Source organism: Oerskovia sp. USHLN155 (assembly GCF_037145535.1).
In the GTDB taxonomy this organism is placed as follows: Bacteria; Actinomycetota; Actinomycetes; order Actinomycetales; family Cellulomonadaceae; genus Oerskovia; species Oerskovia rustica.
Map to the genome: position 1 here is coordinate 362,794 of NZ_JBBCXG010000002.1, position 16,513 is coordinate 379,306.

Genomic DNA, 16,513 nt, shown 5'->3' on the forward strand with positions numbered 1-16,513 from the left:
TCGTCACCGGGTCCGGGGGAACCCCAGGTCGATGCTGCTGGTCGCGGGGTCCGGCCACCGCGACGTCACGACCTTGGTCCGGGTCGCGAAGTGGATGCCCTCGGGGCCGTACATGTGGGTGTCCCCGAACAGCGAGCCCTTCCAGCCGCCGAACGAGTAGTAGCCGACGGGCACCGGGATGGGGACGTTGACGCCGACCATGCCGGCCTGCACCTCGACCTCGAAGCGTCGGGCGGCTCCCCCGTCCCGCGTGAAGATGGCCGCACCGTTGCCGTACGGGTTCTCGTTGACGAGCCGCAGGGCGTCGTCGAACGTCTCGGCCCGCACGACCGAGAGCACGGGCCCGAAGACCTCCTCGCGGTACACCGTGTGCTCGGGCCGCACGTGGTCCACGAGGCTCGGGCGCAGGAAGAACCCGCCGCTCGTGTCCTGCCCGTCCGGCCCTGGTCCGACGGGCGGCCCGTCCCGCCCGTCCAGGACCAGGACCGCCCCCTCCTCGACCGCGCTGCCCACGCGCGCCGCGACCCGGTCCCGGTGCTCGGCCGTGATGAGCGGCCCCATCTGGGAGGCGGGGTCGTTCCCCGGCCCGACGACGAGCCCCGCCACGCGCGTGCGGATCGCCTCGACGAGGGCGTCGGCGACGTCGCCCACCGCGACCACGACCGAGATCGCCATGCACCGCTCCCCCGCAGACCCGTAGCCCGCCGAGACCGCCGCGTCCGCCGCGGCGTCGAGCTCGGCGTCGGGCAGGACGACCAGGTGGTTCTTCGCCCCGCCCAGCGCCTGGACCCGCTTGCCGTGGCGCGTGCCCGTCTCGTAGACGTGGCGGGCGACGGGCGTGGAGCCGACGAAGCTGATCGCGGCGACGTCGGGGTGCTCCAGGAGCCGGTCGACCGCGACCCGGTCGCCCTGCACCACGTTGACGACGCCGTCGGGCAGCCCGGCCTCGGCCAGGAGCCGGGCGACCAGCAACGACGCCGACGGGTCGCGCTCGCTCGGCTTGAGCACGAACGTGTTGCCGCACGCGATCGCCGTCGGGATCATCCACAGCGGCACCATGGCAGGGAAGTTGAAGGGCGTGATGCCGACCATGACGCCCAGCGGCTGCTTGACCTCGTGGACGTCCACCCCGGTCGAGACCTGCTGGCTGAAGCCCCCCTTGAGCAGGTGCGGGATACCGGTCGCGAACTCGACGTTCTCGAGCGCTCGCGCGACCTCCCCCTCGGCGTCGGACACGACCTTGCCGTGCTCGGCCGAGACCAGGCGGGCGATCTCGTCCCGGTGCCCGCGCAGCAGCTCGTGGAACGCGAAGAGGATCTCGACGCGCCGCGACAGGCCCGTCCGGGACCAGCCCGGGAAGGCCGCGAGCGCCGCGGCGACGGCCGCGTCCACGTCGGCCGCCGAGGCGAGGGCGACGCGACCCGTGACCCGTCCGGTGGCCGGGTCGTGGACGGCTCCGTACCGGTGCGCGTCGTCCACGCGGCGGCCGCCCACGACGTGTCCGATCACCCCTGGGGCCCTCTCGGGGGTGCTGCTCGTCATGCTGGCCTCCCTCCCGGGCGCGGCACGCAGGACGGCGGCCCGGGTCGTCGACGACTGAGTCCCAGTGTGGCACGAGGACCCCTTTCGTGTGAGGTCGATCACAGATCGCAGGGTCTGCCCGGGTGAAGCGTGCCGGGGCGCTCTCCCACCGTGCGTGCCGCTGTCATCGCGCCACCGGGCCCGGGTACGGTCGGGCCGTGACCGACGAGCACCCCACGAGCAGCCACGACCCGGGCGACCCGCGAACCCCGGCAGGGTCTCCTCCTCCCGGACCGGACCCCGCTCCCGCTCCCGCACGGCCGATGACCCGGGCCGAGCGACGTGCTGCCGAGCAGGCAGCCCTGGTGCGCCAGGCGGACACCTCCTGGCACTCGCCACCCGCCACCGGCGCGCTGCCGACCGCGCGCCCCCGGACGTCTGCCCTGCCTACCACGGCCGGGGCCTCCGCCTGGGAGCGGGTCGAGGTCTCGACAGAGACCGCCCCGGCCCCGTCGGCGTGGCGTGAGCGTGCGGCACGCTTCGCCCCGAACCTGTCACAGGCGCCTGGCGCGCCCACGGCGGTCGAGCCGGACGCGGCCGACTCGCCCGCTCCGAGCCGGACGGCGTCCGCCGGGGCTCCGCTCGACCCGTCGCGCGCCCCGTCGACGACCGGTGGCGCGACCGGCGCGACGAACGGCGCGACCGGCGCGGTGACCTCCGCCGACGCCACCGAGGCCGCGGCCGACACCGCCGACGCCACGGCCCCTGGCGCCACGGCCGGCTCGTCGACGCCGTTCCCGACCCGTCGACAGCTCTCCCACGCGGCCCGGCACGTGACACGGCTCGGCCGCGGCAACGCCGCCCGCCTGCTCCTGCTCACCGTCGTCACGGCGCTCGCGGTCGAGATGATCCGGGCGAGCGGCCCCCTGCTCGACCGTGCCTTCGCCTCGAGCGTGACCGTCGCCGCCGGGACGGCACTGATCACGTACGCGGCTCCCGCGCTGGCCGTGACGATCATCGCCGCGCGACTGCCGATCTCCGGGCGGGTCACGCTCGGCGCGGTGCTCGCCCTGGTCGGGTGGCGGCTGGGTCTGCAGGGGCTCGGGATCGCCGCCGGCTCGGACGGGGCGCTCGGGTCGGCCCGCTACGGGCTGGGGCTCGGGGGCGCCTCGCTCGCGGTGGCCACGCTCGTCATCGTGGTCGCGTTCGTGAGCGGCGTCCGACCGTCGCCCGCCGAGGACTCCCCCGAGAGGGTGGGAGGCGCCTGGACGCCTCTTGCGAACGGGCGCATGGTCGCCCTCGGCGTGTCCCTGGGCGTCCTCGGCGCCGCGGGCGTGAGCCTGCTCCACGGGACGTGGGACGCGTACTGGCGCACCGGTCTGCTCTCCTGGGTGGCCCCCCTCGCGCTGGGCGGCCTGGCCGTGGTCTCGGCCTGGCTGCTGCGCCGAGACCCCGCCGCCCCCGGGGCCCGCGGGATCTGGGTGCTCGGCCCGTACCTCGCGCTGGGCGTCATGGTCTTCGGCAACCCTGCCTTCATCGCGTCGCAGACCGGACTCCCCCTGGCCGTGGCCGCGGGAGCCGTCGTGGTCATGGCCCTGATGGTCGGGCTGACGACCGTCCGGGGCACCGCGCGGTCGAGCCGTCCCGGGGGCAACGTCGTCCTGTCGGTCCTGGGTCGGTGGGCCGACCTCGTGGCGCTCGTCGCCTTCGCCCTGGTCGTCTTCGTGCTGCCCGGCCGGACCGAGGTGCTCGACGACCTGCTCGCCTGGGCGCTCCTGGTCTGCGCCGTCGGCCTCGCCGTCGCCTCGACCGACGCCGTCGTGCACGCCCTCACCCGACCGGCCCGTGAGATCGGCTGGCTGCGCCTCGCCGGGGCGAGCACCGCCGTCGGGCTGGGGCTCATCCTGCCGCTCCTGGCCTACCAGCTCGACTACGACGTGCCCCTGCCCGTGCCCAACGCCTCCGTGCCGGTCCTGGTCGCCCTCGTGATCGGGGTCGCAGGGCTGCGTCGCACCGGCCCGCTGCCCCAGGCCGCCGCGGGCACCGCCGCGGCTGCACGCGTCGCCCCGCCGAGCGTGCGCGTCGCGCTACCCGTCGTGGCCGCGGTCGCCGTCCTGGCCGTGGGCGGCGCCGCCGTGCAGCTCGTCGACCTGCCGACCGGGGACCGGACGGCGAGCGGGGCGGCGGCCGGCGACGAGCAGGGCCTCGTCGTCCTCGACTGGAACCTGCACTACGGGGTCAGCTCGACGCCGTCGGTCGAGCTCGACGACGTCGCCGCGACGATCCGCGACTCGGGCGCCCAGGTCGTGACGCTCCAGGAGGTCTCGCGCGGCTGGGTGCTGGGCGGTGGCATCGACATGGCGAGCTACCTCGCACGCGCCACCGACATGGAGGTCGCGTTCGTCGGGGCGGCCGACCGCCAGTTCGGGAACGCGATCCTCTGGGACCCGGACACCGTCACGGTCTCCGACGTGTCGCGGACGTCGCTGCCCTTCGGCGCAGGTCCGCAGCACCGGTCCGCGATCTCCGCGACCGTCACGCCTGCGGACGGGACCGACCTGCGCGCCGCCTGGGCCGACGGGCTGCGCGTGACCTCCGTGCACCTGCAGCACCGCCGCGAGAACACCCCGACCCGCCTCGACCAGCTCGACGCGCTCTTCACGGCCGAGCCGGTCGCGGGGGCCTACCTGCTCGCGGGTGACTTCAACGCCGAACCCGACTGGGACGAGATCACCCTGGTCGAGTCCCAGGGGCTCGTGAGCGGGCAGGACCAGGCGGGGAACGCGGACGACCTCACGTCCCCCGCCGACGCGCCACGCCACCGCATCGACTGGATGTTCGGCGCGGGCCTCGGCTTCGAGCGCTTCCGGGTCCTGGACGACGTCTCGTCCGACCACCGTCCGCTCGTGACCGTGGTGCGTCCCGCGCAGGAGCAGGAGCCCGCACCGGCCGGGTAGCCGCGGGCAGCGGCCTCCGGCGGCTCGGCGCCCGACGTCCCGAGCCGCCGTCGGGGCCGCGGGGCCTGCGCCTCAGTCCTCGCGGTGGTGGAGCATGCGCGCGACCTCGGCGATCGACCCGGACAGCGACGGGTAGACCGTGAAGGCCTCCGCGACGTCGTCGACCGTGAGGCGGTGCGCGACCGCGAGAGTGATGGGGAAGATGAGCTCGCTCGCGCGCGGGGCCACGACGACACCGCCCAGGACGACGCTCGCCTCGGGGTGCGCGAACAGCTTGACGAACCCGTCGCGCATGCCGAGCATCTTGGCGCGCGGGTTGCGGGCCAGCGGGAGCGTCGTGGTCACGTACTTGGACCCTTGCTCCTTGAGCTTCTCCTCGCTGTACCCGACGGTCGCGATCTCGGGGGCCGTGAAGATGTTCGCGGCGACCGTGCGCAGCTTGATGGGGCTCACGGCGTCGCCCAGTGCGTGCGACATGGCCACGCGGCCCTGCATCGCGGCGACCGAGGCGAGCGGCAGAATGCCCGTGCAGTCACCTGCCGCGTAGATGCCGCGCACCGAGGTGCGCGAGACCTTGTCGACCTGCACGTGGCCGCTCGGGGTCAGCCGCACACCGGCCTCCTCGAGCCCGATGCCCGCGGTCGAGGGGATGGACCCGACGGCCAGCAGCACGTGCGAGCCCTTGACCACGCGACCGTCGGCGAGCGTGACCTCGACGCCCTCGTCGGTACGCACGGCCGCCTCGGCGCGCGTGCGGGACATGACCGTCATGCCGCGCGAGCGGAAGACCCCCTCGATGAGCTCGGCCGCGTCGGCGTCCTCGCCCGGCAGCACGCGGTCGCGGCTCGAGACGAGCACGACGTCGGAGCCCAGCGCGTTGTAGGCGCCCGCGAACTCGGCTCCCGTGACGCCCGAGCCCACGACGATCAGGCGCTCAGGGAGCTCCTTGAGGTTGTAGAGCTGGGTCCACGTGAGGATGCGCTCCCCGTCGGGGATCGCGGTCGGCAGCACGCGGGGCGTCGCGCCGAGCGCGAGGAGGATCACGTCGGCGTCGACCGAGACCTCGGCCGCGTCCTCCTGGAGCGTGACCTGCACGCGCGACGGACCCTCGAGGCGCCCCTCGCCGATCAGGACGCGCACGCCCTCACGCTCCAGACGCGCGTGGATGTCGGCCGACTGAGCGGCCGCGAGCGCCATGACGCGGGTGTTGACGGCGTCGAGGTCGACCATGTGGCGGCGCATCGCGGGGTGCGCGGCCTTGGCCGTGTCGACGGGCAGGCGGATGCCGAGGTCGGCGGCGCGGTCGGCGATGGTCATCCAGTCGGCCGTCGCGATGAGGGTCTTGGACGGCACCACGTCGGTGAGCACGGCGGCGCCGCCGAGGCCCTGGCGTTCGACGACGGTCACGTCGGCACCGAGCCGACGGGCGACGAGAGCCGCCTCGTAGCCTCCGGGTCCACCGCCCAGGATCACGATGCGGCTGGCCTGCAGGTCGGGGTTCTCGTTCGTCACAGGTGCCATTCTGTCAGCATCCGAGGGCCATTCGTGTCAGCATGCGGACAGGACGACGCGCTGGGGCGAGGACGGGCGTTCCGTGGGGCGCGGGGCGTCAGAACGGATAGCCTCGTCCTATGACGACGACCTTGTCTCTCGACGACCCCACGACCGACCCGTTCCTCGTGGCCCGCGCCGCTGCGGACCACATCGCCGAAGCCACCGGGATCGAGGGCCACGACGTCGCCCTCGTGCTCGGGTCGGGCTGGGGCGGGGCGGCAGAGCTCCTGGGCGACGTCGTCGCGGAGATCCCCACGAACGAGATCCCCGGGTTCTCCAAGCCCGCCGTCGCCGGCCACGTCGCGACGACACGCTCGATCCGGATCGAGCGCGCCGACGGCTCGGTCCGTCACGCGCTCGTGCTCGGCTCGCGCACCCACCTGTACGAGGGCAAGGGCGTGCGCCACGTCGTCCACGGCGTGCGGACCGCGGCGGCGACCGGCGCGCAGACCGTGATCCTCACCAACGGGTGCGGCGGCCTGAACCTCGACCACGGCCCGGGCACCCCGGTGCTCATCCGCGACCACATCAACCTCACCGCCACCTCCCCCCTGGAGGGTGCGACGTTCGTCGACCTGACGGACCTCTACTCCTCGCGCCTGCGGGACCTGGCCAGGTCGGTCGACGGCTCGCTCGGCGAGGGCGTGTACGCCCAGTTCCCCGGCCCGCACTACGAGACCCCGGCCGAGGTGCGCATGGCGGGCGTCCTGGGTGCGGACCTCGTCGGCATGTCGACCACGCTCGAGGCCATCGCCGCGCGCCACGCGGGGCTCGAGGTGCTGGGCATCTCGTTGGTCACGAACCTCGCCGCGGGCATCAGCCCGACGCCGCTCTCGCACGGCGAGGTCATCGAGGCCGGCCAGGCGGCCGGCCCCCGGATCAGCTCCCTGCTCGCCGAGATCGCGAAGCTGGTGTGACATGACGAACCCCCAGGACCACCTCGACGTGGACGACCCCGGCTACGAGGCCGGGCAGGGCCACGCGTCCTTCCTGGCGCAGGTCGAGGCCTGGATCGAGGCGGACCCCGAGCCCGCCGACCAGGCCGAGCTGCGCACTCTCCTCACGGAGGCCGACTCCCCCGACCCGCGCGACCACGAGGTGCGCGCCCGGGCACGGGCCGAGCTGCGCGACCGCTTCGTCGGCACGCTCCAGTTCGGCACCGCGGGCCTGCGCGGCGAGATGGCGGCGGGACCCAACCGTATGAACCGCGCGGTCGTGATCCGGGCCGCAGCGGGCCTCGCGTCGTTCCTGCGCGACGCCCTGCCGGGGCAGACACCGCGCGTCGTCATCGGGTACGACGCCCGGCACCACTCGCACACGTTCGCGCTCGACAGCGCCGCGGTGTTCACGGCTGCGGGCGTCGAGGCGTCGATCCTGCCGTCCGCCCTCCCGACGCCCGTGCTCGCCTACGCGGTGCGCCACCTGGGTGCCGACGCGGGCGTCATGGTCACCGCGAGCCACAACCCCCCGGCGGACAACGGCTACAAGGTGTACCTCGGCGGCCGAGTGGTCACGGACTCGGGCCAGGGGGCGCAGATCGTGCCCCCGTACGACGCCGGGATCGCAGCCGCGATCGACCGCTCGCCCGTGGCCGCGCAGGTCCCCCGCGCGACCGACGGCTGGACGGTCCTGGGCCGCGACCTCGCGCTCGGCTACGTCGAGTCCGTGGGCCGGCTGTCCGACGGCGCCGCGCGCGACCTGCGCATCGTCGCCACCCCGCTGCACGGCGTGGGCGGCGAGGTGCTCAACCGGGTCCTGGGGAACGCGGGCTTCACCGACGTCATCAGCGTCGCCGAGCAGTTCGAGGCGGACCCGCTGTTCCCGACCGTGGCCTTCCCCAACCCGGAGGAGCCCGGCGCGATCGACCTCGCGCTCGCGTACGCGCAGGACGCCAAGGCGGACCTGGTGATCGCGAACGACCCCGACGCCGACCGGTGCGCCCTCGCGGTGTACGACCCGCGCGTCGGGACGTACCAGGGGGCCGAGACCGCCCGGTCGAACGGGTGGCGCATGCTGCACGGGGACGAGGTGGGCTCGCTGCTCGGCGAGGAGACCGGCCGACGTGCGGACGCGCCGGGAGGCGCGGACGGGACCCCGTTCTTCGCGAGCTCGATCGTGTCCTCGCGGCTGCTGCGCAAGATCGCCGACAGCCACGGGCTGGGCTACTCCGCGACGCTCACGGGATTCAAGTGGATCTCGCGCGTCGACGGCCTGGTCTACGGCTACGAGGAGGCGCTCGGCTACTGCGTCGACCCGCAGGTCGTGCGGGACAAGGACGGCATCAGCGCCGCCCTGCTCCTGGCCCAGCTCGCGAACCGCCTCAAGGCCGAGGGGCGCACGCTCGTCGACGCGCTCGACGACCTGGCCCGTGCTCACGGCCTGCACGTGACCGACCAGCTCTCGGCCCGGTTCACCGACCTCGACCAGATCCCGGCGGCCATGTCCCGGCTGCGGGCGGCGCCCCCGCGCACGCTCGCGGGCTCGGGGGTCAGCGACGTCGTCGACCTGTCCGATGGGCTCGACGGGCTGCCGCCGACCGACGGCGTCCGGCTGCTGTCCGCGGACGGCACCCGGGTCATCGTGCGCCCCAGCGGCACCGAGCCGAAGGTCAAGTGCTACCTCGAGGTGATCGTCCCGGTCGCGTCCGACGCGAGCTACGACGACCTCACCGCAGCCCGCGCCTTCGCGCGGACCCGCCTCGACCAGGTCCGGGCGGACGTGGCGGCGGCGCTCGGCATCTGACGACGGGCGGTCCTGGCGGCCGACCCCACCCCTGACGACGAAGGCCGTCGCCTCGCTCCTCACGGAGCGGGCGACGGCCTTCGTCGTGCGCGCGGCAGGGCCCCCGGCAGTCAGCCGAGCGTGACCGTCGCACCGCCCGACATGAACGAGTCGTGCAGCTCGACGCCCGCCGGCACCGCGCCGGCCGGGACGTCGAACACCACGACACCCTGGGTCGAGCTGCCGGGGTCGATGTCGTCGAGGAAGCTGTTGGCGTCCCCCAGGTAGATCCCGGCCGTGGGGTCGGCCGAGTGCTCGCGTCCCTGGGTGTCGAGCATCTTCTGCGCGCTCGCGTCGAACATCTGGGCAGCGTCCCCGATGTTCGTCACCGAGACGTGCACCAGGACGAACTGCCCCTGGGGGTCCGCGCCCAGGATCTCGTCGCCCACGCGCGTGACCCCCGGCTCGAGGGCAGTGACCGTGAACTCGAGCTTCCCGTCGCGCACCGCCGAGCCGAGGCCCGGGACGGTCTCGTCGGGGGCGGGGGCGTCTCCCGTGCCCGCCGTGCCCGCCGCATCTGCGGTCCCCGCGGGCGTGTCGCTGCCCCCGAGGGTCGGCACGACGACCGACACGACGACGATCAGCGCGAGGCTCGTGAGGAAGACCGTGAGGACCTTGTGCCGGTCGAAGGACGACTTCCGCGAGGCGGGCTCCGGCTGCCCCAGGTAGGGCTGCTCGGTGTCGGGCTGGTTCTGCATGGCGAGGGCCTCTCGTGGTTCCGGATCGTACGGGACCACTTCATCGCCTCGGACCGGGTGGGCGCGTCGGCGGACCGGCTACGGTCTGCGCACCAAAAGTCGTACACGCGCCCAGGACCGCGGACCCGGAGGGGGGACTCCGCAGCCGGCCCGGGCGCGCTCACGACCGCGGTCGAGCGCGTCCCCTGAGCGCGCGCCCGCCGTGCACACCCGCCCGCCGTCGGCGCGGCCCCGAGGAACCGTCAGGCCTGGAGCGCGGGCTCCTCGTCACGCGCGACGGCGGCCTTCCAGTCGGCCTTCTCGGCGCGCCAGCCCTCCTCGGTGCGCCCGCGGCGCCAGTAGCCGGACGCGGAGAGCGCCGTGACGGGCACGCCCCGGTCGAGGCGCACGTGGCGGCGCAGCGTACGCACGAACCCGGCATCGCCGTGCAGGAACACCTGGGGCTGCCCGGGCAGGAACGCGAGCGCCTCGACGGACTCGACGAGGACGTCGCCGGGCGCGCGGTCGGGGTGGGCGTCACGGTGGACCCAGCGCAGGTCGAGCGCCCCGGGCGACGTGAGTGCCTGCTCCTCCGCCGCGGAGGCGACCTCGACGACCGCGAGGACGGGCGCGCCGTCGGGCATCGCCTCGAGGGCTGCCGCGATGGCGGGCAGTGCGCTCTCGTCGCCCACGAGCAGGTGCCAGTCATAGGCACCCGACGGCGCGTACTCGCCGCCGGGACCGACGAAGGACATCGCGTCACCGGGCTGGGCGGAGGCCGCCCAGGGGCCCGCGAGGCCCTCGTCGCCGTGCACCACGAAGTCGATCGCGAGCTCGCGGGCGACGGGGTCCCACGAGCGGATCGTGTAGGTGCGCATGGGGACGCGTCCCTCGGGGCCGGCCTCGGCCGGGAAGAGCAGCTTGACGTAGCGGTCGGTGTGCGGACCGGGGTCGAAGCCGTCGAGCCCCTCTCCCCCGAGGACCACACGGATCATGTGCGGTGTGAGGCGCTCGGTGCGCACGACCACGGCGTGGGTCGCGACGCGCTCGGGCTTGCGGGGGGCAGGGTCGGTCATTCGGTCCTCCAGGGTGCGCTCCGCCCGCGATGGCGAAGTGAGGCTAGCCTAACCCGGATGCGCCGAGGGGTGACCGCCCGTCCAGGCTCGGCCACCCCTCGGTCCGTGAGAAGAGGTCAGTAGCCCCCTGCGCCGCCCTCGGCCGGCTCGACCCCGTCGAAGCCCGCGAGCACCGCGGCGGTGCCCGACAGGCCCAGGCGCGTCGCACCGTGCTCGATCATGGCGAGCGCGTCGGCGAGCGTCCGCACACCCCCCGAGGCCTTGACCCCGAGGCGTCCGCCGACCGTCTCGGCCATGATGGACACCGCGTGCGTCGAGGCGCCGCCGGCCGGGTGGAAGCCCGTGGAGGTCTTGACGAAGTCGGCGCCAGCGGCCTCCGAGGCGCGGCACGCCTCGACGATCTCGTGGTCCGTGAGTGCGGCGGACTCGATGATGACCTTGAGGACCTTGGGGGCCGGGACCGCGGCCCGGACGGCCGCGATGTCGGACTGGACGTACGCCCAGTCGCCTGCCTTGGCAGCACCCAGGTCGATGACCATGTCGACCTCGTCCGCGCCGTCGGCGATCGAGCGGGCCGCCTCGGCGGCCTTGACCTCGCTGTGGTGCGTCCCGGACGGGAACCCGCACACGGTCGCGATCTTCAGACCCTTGCCGTCGAGCGGCAGGACCGAGGGCGAGACGCACACCGAGTAGACGCCGAGCGCGACGCCCTCGTCGACGAGCGCCTCGAAGTCCGCACGGGTCGCCTCGGGCTTGAGCAGGGTGTGGTCGACGAACTGCGCGAGGGCCGCGCGGTCGAGCGGGGACGTGCCGGGGGTGCTCACAGCTGTGCTCCTTGGATCTCCTGGTAACCGGGAAGGATGACGTCGTCGATGAGCGCGCGGCGCTCGTCGTGGTGGATGAAGGCGCTCCACGCGGCCGTGGCCGTGACGTCGTAGAGGTCCTCGAGCGTCCAGCCGGCCTGCTCGACGAGCAGCGTCATCTCGTGGGTCATGGACGTGCCCGACATGAGGCGGTTGTCCGTGTTGAGCGTGACCGCGAAGTCGAGCTCCTTGAGCCGCGTGATGGGGTGCGCCGCGATCGAGGTCCCCGCCGCACCGGTCTGCAGGTTCGAGACAGGGCACAGCTCGAGCGGGATCTGGTGGTCACGGACCCAGTGGGCGAGCTGGCCCAGGGCCGCGGTGCCGTGGTGCTCGTCGAACGAGATGTCCTCGATGAGGCGCACACCGTGCCCGACGCGCGAGGCCTGGCCCAGGTGGACGGCCTCGGCGATCGACGAGACGCCCGACGCCTCGCCCGCGTGGATCGTCACGGGGAAGTTCTGGTCCGCGAGGTACTGCCACACGCCCGGGAAGCGCGAGGGCGGGAAGCCGTCCTCGGCGCCCGCGATGTCGAACCCGACGACGCCGTTGCTCCGGTTGGCCACGGCGAGCTCGGCGATCTCCTGCCAGCGGTCGGCGTGCCGCATCGCGGTCACGAGCTGGCCCACGCGGATCGTGCGACCCTGCGCGGCGGCGAGGGCCACCCCCTCCTCCAGACCTGCCTGGACGGCGTCCACGGTGTCCTGCAGGCTCAGGCCGGCGCGCAGGTGCTGCTCGGGGGCCCACCGCTGCTCGGCGTACACGACGCCGTCGGCCGCGAGGTCCAGCACGGACTCGCGCGCGACGCGCACGAGCGCCTCGCGCGTCTGCATCACGGCGATCGTGTGGTCGAAGGTCTCGAGGTAGCGCACGAGCGAGCCCGAGTCTGCCGACTCGACGAACCAGGCGCCCAGCGCGTCGGCGTCGGTCGCGGGCAGGTCGTGCCCGATCTCGGCGGCGAGCTCGATGATCGTCTGCGGCCGTAGCCCACCGTCGAGGTGGTCGTGCAGGACGACCTTGGGGAGCGCGGCGATCGCCGCGACGGTCTCGCTCACGGAGGAGGGTGTGGAGGTCATGGGCTCACGCTACCGGGCGCGGGGCGGGCGCACGCGACGGCGGTGCGGGTCCCAGGTCACGGGTGCGTCACGGGTACGTCACGCCCGGCTCGTGCCCGGCTCACTCGCCGTCCGCGTCGTCGCCCTCGTCGAGCGGCACGAGGGACGCCTGCTCGACGACGTCGGCCTCGTCCGCCTCGCCGTCGAGGTCCGGGCGCGGCGTCCGGGGGCTGTAGTCCTCCGCGTCGTCCGCGTCGGAGGACGCGGACGGGGGCGTCAGCTCCTCCTCGACCAGGTTCTTCGGGGCGTCGTCGTCGGGTGCGACCAGGCCGGCGTCGCGCCAGGAGTCGGTACCGGGGACCGTGCTCATGGTGAGCTCCTCTCGTCTCTCCCCATCGTCACCCGACGGGGCGCGACCCGCCAGCCCGTCCCGCAGGCAGGACCGCCCAGGTGACGTGCGACCAGCCGCCGAGCGCGCGCCGCACACCCTTGCCGGGCTCGCCGTCCTCGCCGACCCCGGCGAGGAGGTCGGCGACACGCAGCCGGTGCATCGTCCCGGTCGACGGCTCGTACACCGAGCACCACCGACCGCCGAACGGTGCGGCGGTCTCCTTCGGCGACTCCGGCGGGAGGCTCACGCCCACGAGCAGCACGACGTGGCGCGGCACGGCCGTCGACCACCCCGTCCCGAGGTCCCCGCCCGAGTACAGCGGCACGGGCACGCCCGCGGCGGCCGAGCGCAGCGCGCTCGCGAGCACGCGGTCCTGCGCGCCGTCGCCCGGCACGATGCGGTGGGTGTACCGCACGTCGGCGTAGCGGGCGTCGCGTGCGGCCGTCCACGGCGGCGTGCCGAGCCCGGCGGGCCACGGGAGGGGGCCGAGCGCGGCGCGCGTCGTGCGCGCCTGGAGGAGGCGCTGGAGCGCGGCGAACCGGCCCGACGACGTCTCGAGCTCTCGGGCGGTCGCGTCGGCCTCCCCCTCGGTCACCACGTGCGCGCTCGCCCCCCGGGAGACGTCGGTACCCGCGACGAGCCACAGCCCGACCACGGGGTCACCTGCAGCGGCGAGGACCGCGAGCACCGCCGAGCCGCACGTCGTCCCGTCGACCTGGACCGCGCGGGCGCTGCCGAGCACGAGCGGCTCGCCGAAGCGTGTGTCGGGTCCTGCCGTGGGCGCGCCGTCTGCCGGGGATCCCAGCCCCCACACCCGGACGGGCGCGGCCCTGCGCAACGGGTCGAGCACGTGCGCCCGCTCCCACGGGCGCAGCGTCGCGAGCGCGTCGACCAGGCGGTCGGCGACCTGCTCGGAGTGACCTGCGCGACGGGCGAGCCGACGGACGGCGGGTGCGGCGCCGTCGGGCTCCGGGACGACGTAGCGGCCCGGCGGCGGCGCGGGCGGCAACGGCCCCCGCCCCGCTCCCACCGCACGCAGGACCCGGGTCAGCTGGAGGTCGGCGAGGATCATGCCGACAGCCTGCCATCCCCTCCCCCCGGACGACGAGCCGCCCTCACAGCAGGCTCACGACCGCGCTCGCCGCACCGAGGAACCCGAGGACGCCCACGAGCGACGCGACCCGCACGAGGAAGCCCCAGGAGTGCAGCCGGCCGTCGCGCGGCAGGCCGCCCGACGGAGGCCGCAGGACGGCGGGCACCAGGGTCGCGACCGCGAGGGCGCCCGCGAGCACGGACAGGACGGGCTGCCCCACCCGCAGGTTCACCGCGGCCAGCAGGACCGACCCGATCACGACGCCGAGGACCGTGCGCTGCCACGCGAGGGCGGTGCGCTCGGGCTGCAGGCCGGGGTCGCGCGCCGCGGAGGTCACGTCCGCCAGACCTCGGTGACCGCGTACCCGGCCACGAGCAGCGCGAGGACGAGCACGCCCGCGACGAGCACGGGCAGCCCCGTCGGCGCGGGCAACGGCTCTCCGCGGCGCATGGCCCGTTCGTTGCGTCGCCAGGCGAGCAGTGCGTAGGCCGCGAAGCCCGCCCCCGCGAGGCAGGCGACCGCCGCGATCACGTCGACGAAGCCGGACATGCTCGCGAGCGACGCGAACGACGTGAGCGCGACACCGCCCGCGACGAGACCGAGCCCCGTCCGCACCCAGGCCAGCGCGGTGCGCTCGTTGGCCAGGCTGAAGCGGATGTCGGGCTCCTCGCCCACGCCGTACACCGAGCGCGGACGACGGTCGTCGGGCGGGGGCGCCCCCGGGCCACGCGTCGCCGCGTCGTCCGAGGGCTCCCCCGCCTGCGTCGTCATCTCAGCTCAGGCGGTCGAGGATCAGAGCCGGGGTCTCGACGACCGTGCCCGGGTCCGCGACGCCCCACGCCCCGTCGAGGGCCTCGACCGCGCGGTCGAAACGCTCGGGGGTGTCGGTGTGCAGCGTCAGCAGGTGCTGGCCCTTGGTCACGACGTCACCGGGCTTGGCGTGGATCTCGATGCCCGCGCCCGCCTGCACCGGGTCCTCCTTGCGGGCACGACCCGCACCCAGGCGCCAGGCCGCGACCCCGACGCCGAACGCGTCGAGGTGCGAGAGCACGCCGTCGCGGTCCGCGACCACGTGCTCCTTCTCGCGCGCGACGGGCAGCGGCGCACGGGCGTCGCCGCCCTGCTCCGCGATCATCTCGCGCCACTTGTCCATGGCCCGGCCGTTGGACAGCGCGTGCCGGACCTCCTCCTCCGGGACGGGCTTGCCGGCGGCGGAGAGCATCTCGACCGCGAGCGCGACCGTGAGGTCCACGACGTCGCGCGGGCCACCGCCCGAGAGCACCTCGAGGGTCTCGCGGACCTCGAGCGCGTTGCCCGCCGTCAGGCCGAGCGGCGTCGACATGTCGGTCAGGAGCGCGACCGTGCGCACACCCGCGTCGGTGCCCAGGTCCACCATGGTGCGCGCGAGCTCGCGCGCCTGGTCGAGATCCTTCATGAACGCGCCGGAACCGACCTTGACGTCCAGGACCAGGGCGCCCGTGCCCTCGGCGATCTTCTTGCTCATGATCGACGACGCGATGAGGGGGATCGCCTCGACCGTGGCCGTGACGTCGCGCAGCGCGTAGAGCTTGCGGTCCGCGGGCGCCAGCCCGGAGCCCGCCTGGCAGATGACCGCACCCACGTGCTCGAGCTGGTGCATCATCTGCTCGTTGGTCAGCGCCGCACGCCAGCCCGGGATCGACTCGAGCTTGTCGAGCGTGCCGCCCGTGTGCCCCAGCCCGCGCCCCGAGAGCTGCGGCACGGCCACGCCGAAGACCGCGACGAGCGGGGCGAGCGGCAGCGTGATCTTGTCGCCCACGCCACCGGTCGAGTGCTTGTCCGCGGTGGGCCGGGAGAGCGCCGAGAAGTTCATGCGCTCGCCCGAGGCGATCATCGCGGCCGTCCAGCGGCCGATCTCCGTGCGGTCCATGCCGTTGAGGAGGATCGCCATGTTGAGGGCGGCCATCTGCTCCTCGGCCACGACGCCACGGGTGTAGGCGTCGATGACCCAGTCGATCTGCTCGGCGGACAGCCGGCCCTTGTCCCGCTTGGTGCGGATGACGTCGACCGCGTCGAACGACTCGGTCGCCTTGTCGGGCAGCGCGCCCGAGGCGCCTGCCGGGATGCTCTTCGTGCTCATGCTCGCTCCACCAGATCGTCGGGCCCGAAAGCGTCGGGCAGCACTTCGCTCATGGGCTTGATGCCACGGGTCGTCTCGACGAGCAGCGCGGGGCCGCCGTGCTCCCACAGGAGCTGGCGGCACCGCCCGCACGGCATGAGCGTGTTGCCGTGACCGTCGACGCACGCGAACGCCACGAGGCGACCGCCCCCGCTCCCGATCAGGTCGCTCACGAGCGAGCACTCGGCGCACAGCGTCACGCCGTACGCCGCGTTCTCGATGTTCGCGCCCGTGACCAGACGGCCGTCGTCGACGAACGCCGCCGCCCCGACCTTGAAGGACGAGTACGGCGCGTACGCCTTCTCCATGGCGCCCCGCGCGGCCACGCGCAGGGCCTCCCAGTCGAAGCGGTCCCCGGCGTCGACGGTCGTGCCACCGCTCTCGTTCACG

Annotated in this window: 15 protein-coding genes; 3 read left to right on the top strand and 12 right to left on the bottom strand. The window is 74.4% G+C overall.

The window, feature by feature from the left end:
* Window positions 1-3 precede the first annotated feature (3 nt).
* Window positions 4-1,542: a CoA-acylating methylmalonate-semialdehyde dehydrogenase gene (locus WFH32_RS04615; protein ID WP_336706341.1), complete on the bottom strand. Its 1,539-nt coding sequence runs from the start codon at window positions 1,540-1,542 to the stop codon at window positions 4-6.
* Window positions 1,543-1,739: 197 nt separating this feature from the next.
* Between WFH32_RS04615 and WFH32_RS04620 the strand changes: the two genes are divergently transcribed.
* Window positions 1,740-4,478: an endonuclease/exonuclease/phosphatase family protein gene (locus tag WFH32_RS04620; protein ID WP_336706342.1), complete on the top strand. Its 2,739-nt coding sequence runs from the start codon at window positions 1,740-1,742 to the stop codon at window positions 4,476-4,478.
* 72 nt (window positions 4,479-4,550) lie between these two features.
* On the opposite strand, the gene WFH32_RS04625 is transcribed toward WFH32_RS04620, so the two are convergent.
* Window positions 4,551-5,990, bottom strand: a complete 1,440-nt coding sequence (locus WFH32_RS04625; protein WP_404821984.1) for an NAD(P)H-quinone dehydrogenase — start codon at window positions 5,988-5,990, stop codon at window positions 4,551-4,553.
* Between the two features lie 119 nt (window positions 5,991-6,109).
* On the opposite strand from WFH32_RS04625, the gene WFH32_RS04630 reads away from it, so the two are divergent.
* Window positions 6,110-6,949, top strand: a complete 840-nt coding sequence (locus WFH32_RS04630; protein ID WP_191794381.1) for a purine-nucleoside phosphorylase — start codon at window positions 6,110-6,112, stop codon at window positions 6,947-6,949.
* A 1-nt stretch (window position 6,950) separates the two neighbouring features.
* A complete protein-coding gene (locus WFH32_RS04635) occupies window positions 6,951-8,774 on the top strand; it encodes a phospho-sugar mutase (RefSeq protein WP_336706343.1) in 1,824 nt (607 codons plus the stop codon).
* Window positions 8,775-8,884: 110 nt separating this feature from the next.
* On the opposite strand, the gene WFH32_RS04640 is transcribed toward WFH32_RS04635, so the two are convergent.
* The 10 genes from WFH32_RS04640 to WFH32_RS04685 all read right to left on the bottom strand — a co-directional run bounded on the left by WFH32_RS04640 (window position 8,885) and on the right by WFH32_RS04685 (window position 16,512).
* Window positions 8,885-9,511: a DUF4352 domain-containing protein gene (locus WFH32_RS04640; protein WP_191794383.1), complete on the bottom strand. Its 627-nt coding sequence runs from the start codon at window positions 9,509-9,511 to the stop codon at window positions 8,885-8,887.
* A 242-nt stretch (window positions 9,512-9,753) separates the two neighbouring features.
* Window positions 9,754-10,566: a siderophore-interacting protein gene (locus WFH32_RS04645; protein ID WP_336706344.1), complete on the bottom strand. Its 813-nt coding sequence runs from the start codon at window positions 10,564-10,566 to the stop codon at window positions 9,754-9,756.
* A gap of 116 nt (window positions 10,567-10,682) precedes the next feature.
* Window positions 10,683-11,390, bottom strand: a complete 708-nt coding sequence (gene deoC / locus WFH32_RS04650; RefSeq protein ID WP_191794385.1) for a deoxyribose-phosphate aldolase — start codon at window positions 11,388-11,390, stop codon at window positions 10,683-10,685.
* A complete protein-coding gene (locus WFH32_RS04655; RefSeq protein WP_191794386.1) occupies window positions 11,387-12,502 on the bottom strand; it encodes an adenosine deaminase in 1,116 nt (371 codons plus the stop codon). The genes deoC and WFH32_RS04655 overlap by 4 nt, the downstream gene beginning before the upstream one ends.
* A 100-nt stretch (window positions 12,503-12,602) precedes the next feature.
* Window positions 12,603-12,851, bottom strand: a complete 249-nt coding sequence (locus WFH32_RS04660) for a hypothetical protein (protein WP_336706345.1) — start codon at window positions 12,849-12,851, stop codon at window positions 12,603-12,605.
* Window positions 12,852-12,879: 28 nt separating this feature from the next.
* The gene (locus WFH32_RS04665) at window positions 12,880-13,944 is read right to left on the bottom strand and encodes a hypothetical protein (protein ID WP_336706346.1); all 1,065 of its coding nucleotides are present in this window, start codon (window positions 13,942-13,944) and stop codon (window positions 12,880-12,882) included.
* A gap of 43 nt (window positions 13,945-13,987) precedes the next feature.
* Complete coding sequence (locus tag WFH32_RS04670; protein ID WP_191794389.1) at window positions 13,988-14,302, bottom strand: DUF202 domain-containing protein; 315 nt, start codon at window positions 14,300-14,302, stop codon at window positions 13,988-13,990.
* On the bottom strand, window positions 14,299-14,736 hold the full coding sequence (locus WFH32_RS04675) for a YidH family protein (protein ID WP_191794390.1): 438 nt from the start codon (window positions 14,734-14,736) through the stop codon (window positions 14,299-14,301). Before WFH32_RS04675 ends, WFH32_RS04670 begins: the two co-directional genes overlap by 4 nt.
* Window position 14,737: 1 nt before the next feature.
* Entirely contained in the window at window positions 14,738-16,084 is a 1,347-nt protein-coding gene (locus tag WFH32_RS04680; RefSeq protein WP_191794391.1) for a thymidine phosphorylase, read from the bottom strand.
* Complete coding sequence (locus WFH32_RS04685) at window positions 16,081-16,512, bottom strand: cytidine deaminase (RefSeq protein WP_318243942.1); 432 nt, start codon at window positions 16,510-16,512, stop codon at window positions 16,081-16,083. The genes WFH32_RS04680 and WFH32_RS04685 overlap by 4 nt, the downstream gene beginning before the upstream one ends.
* Between the last annotated feature and the right edge of the window lies 1 nt (window position 16,513).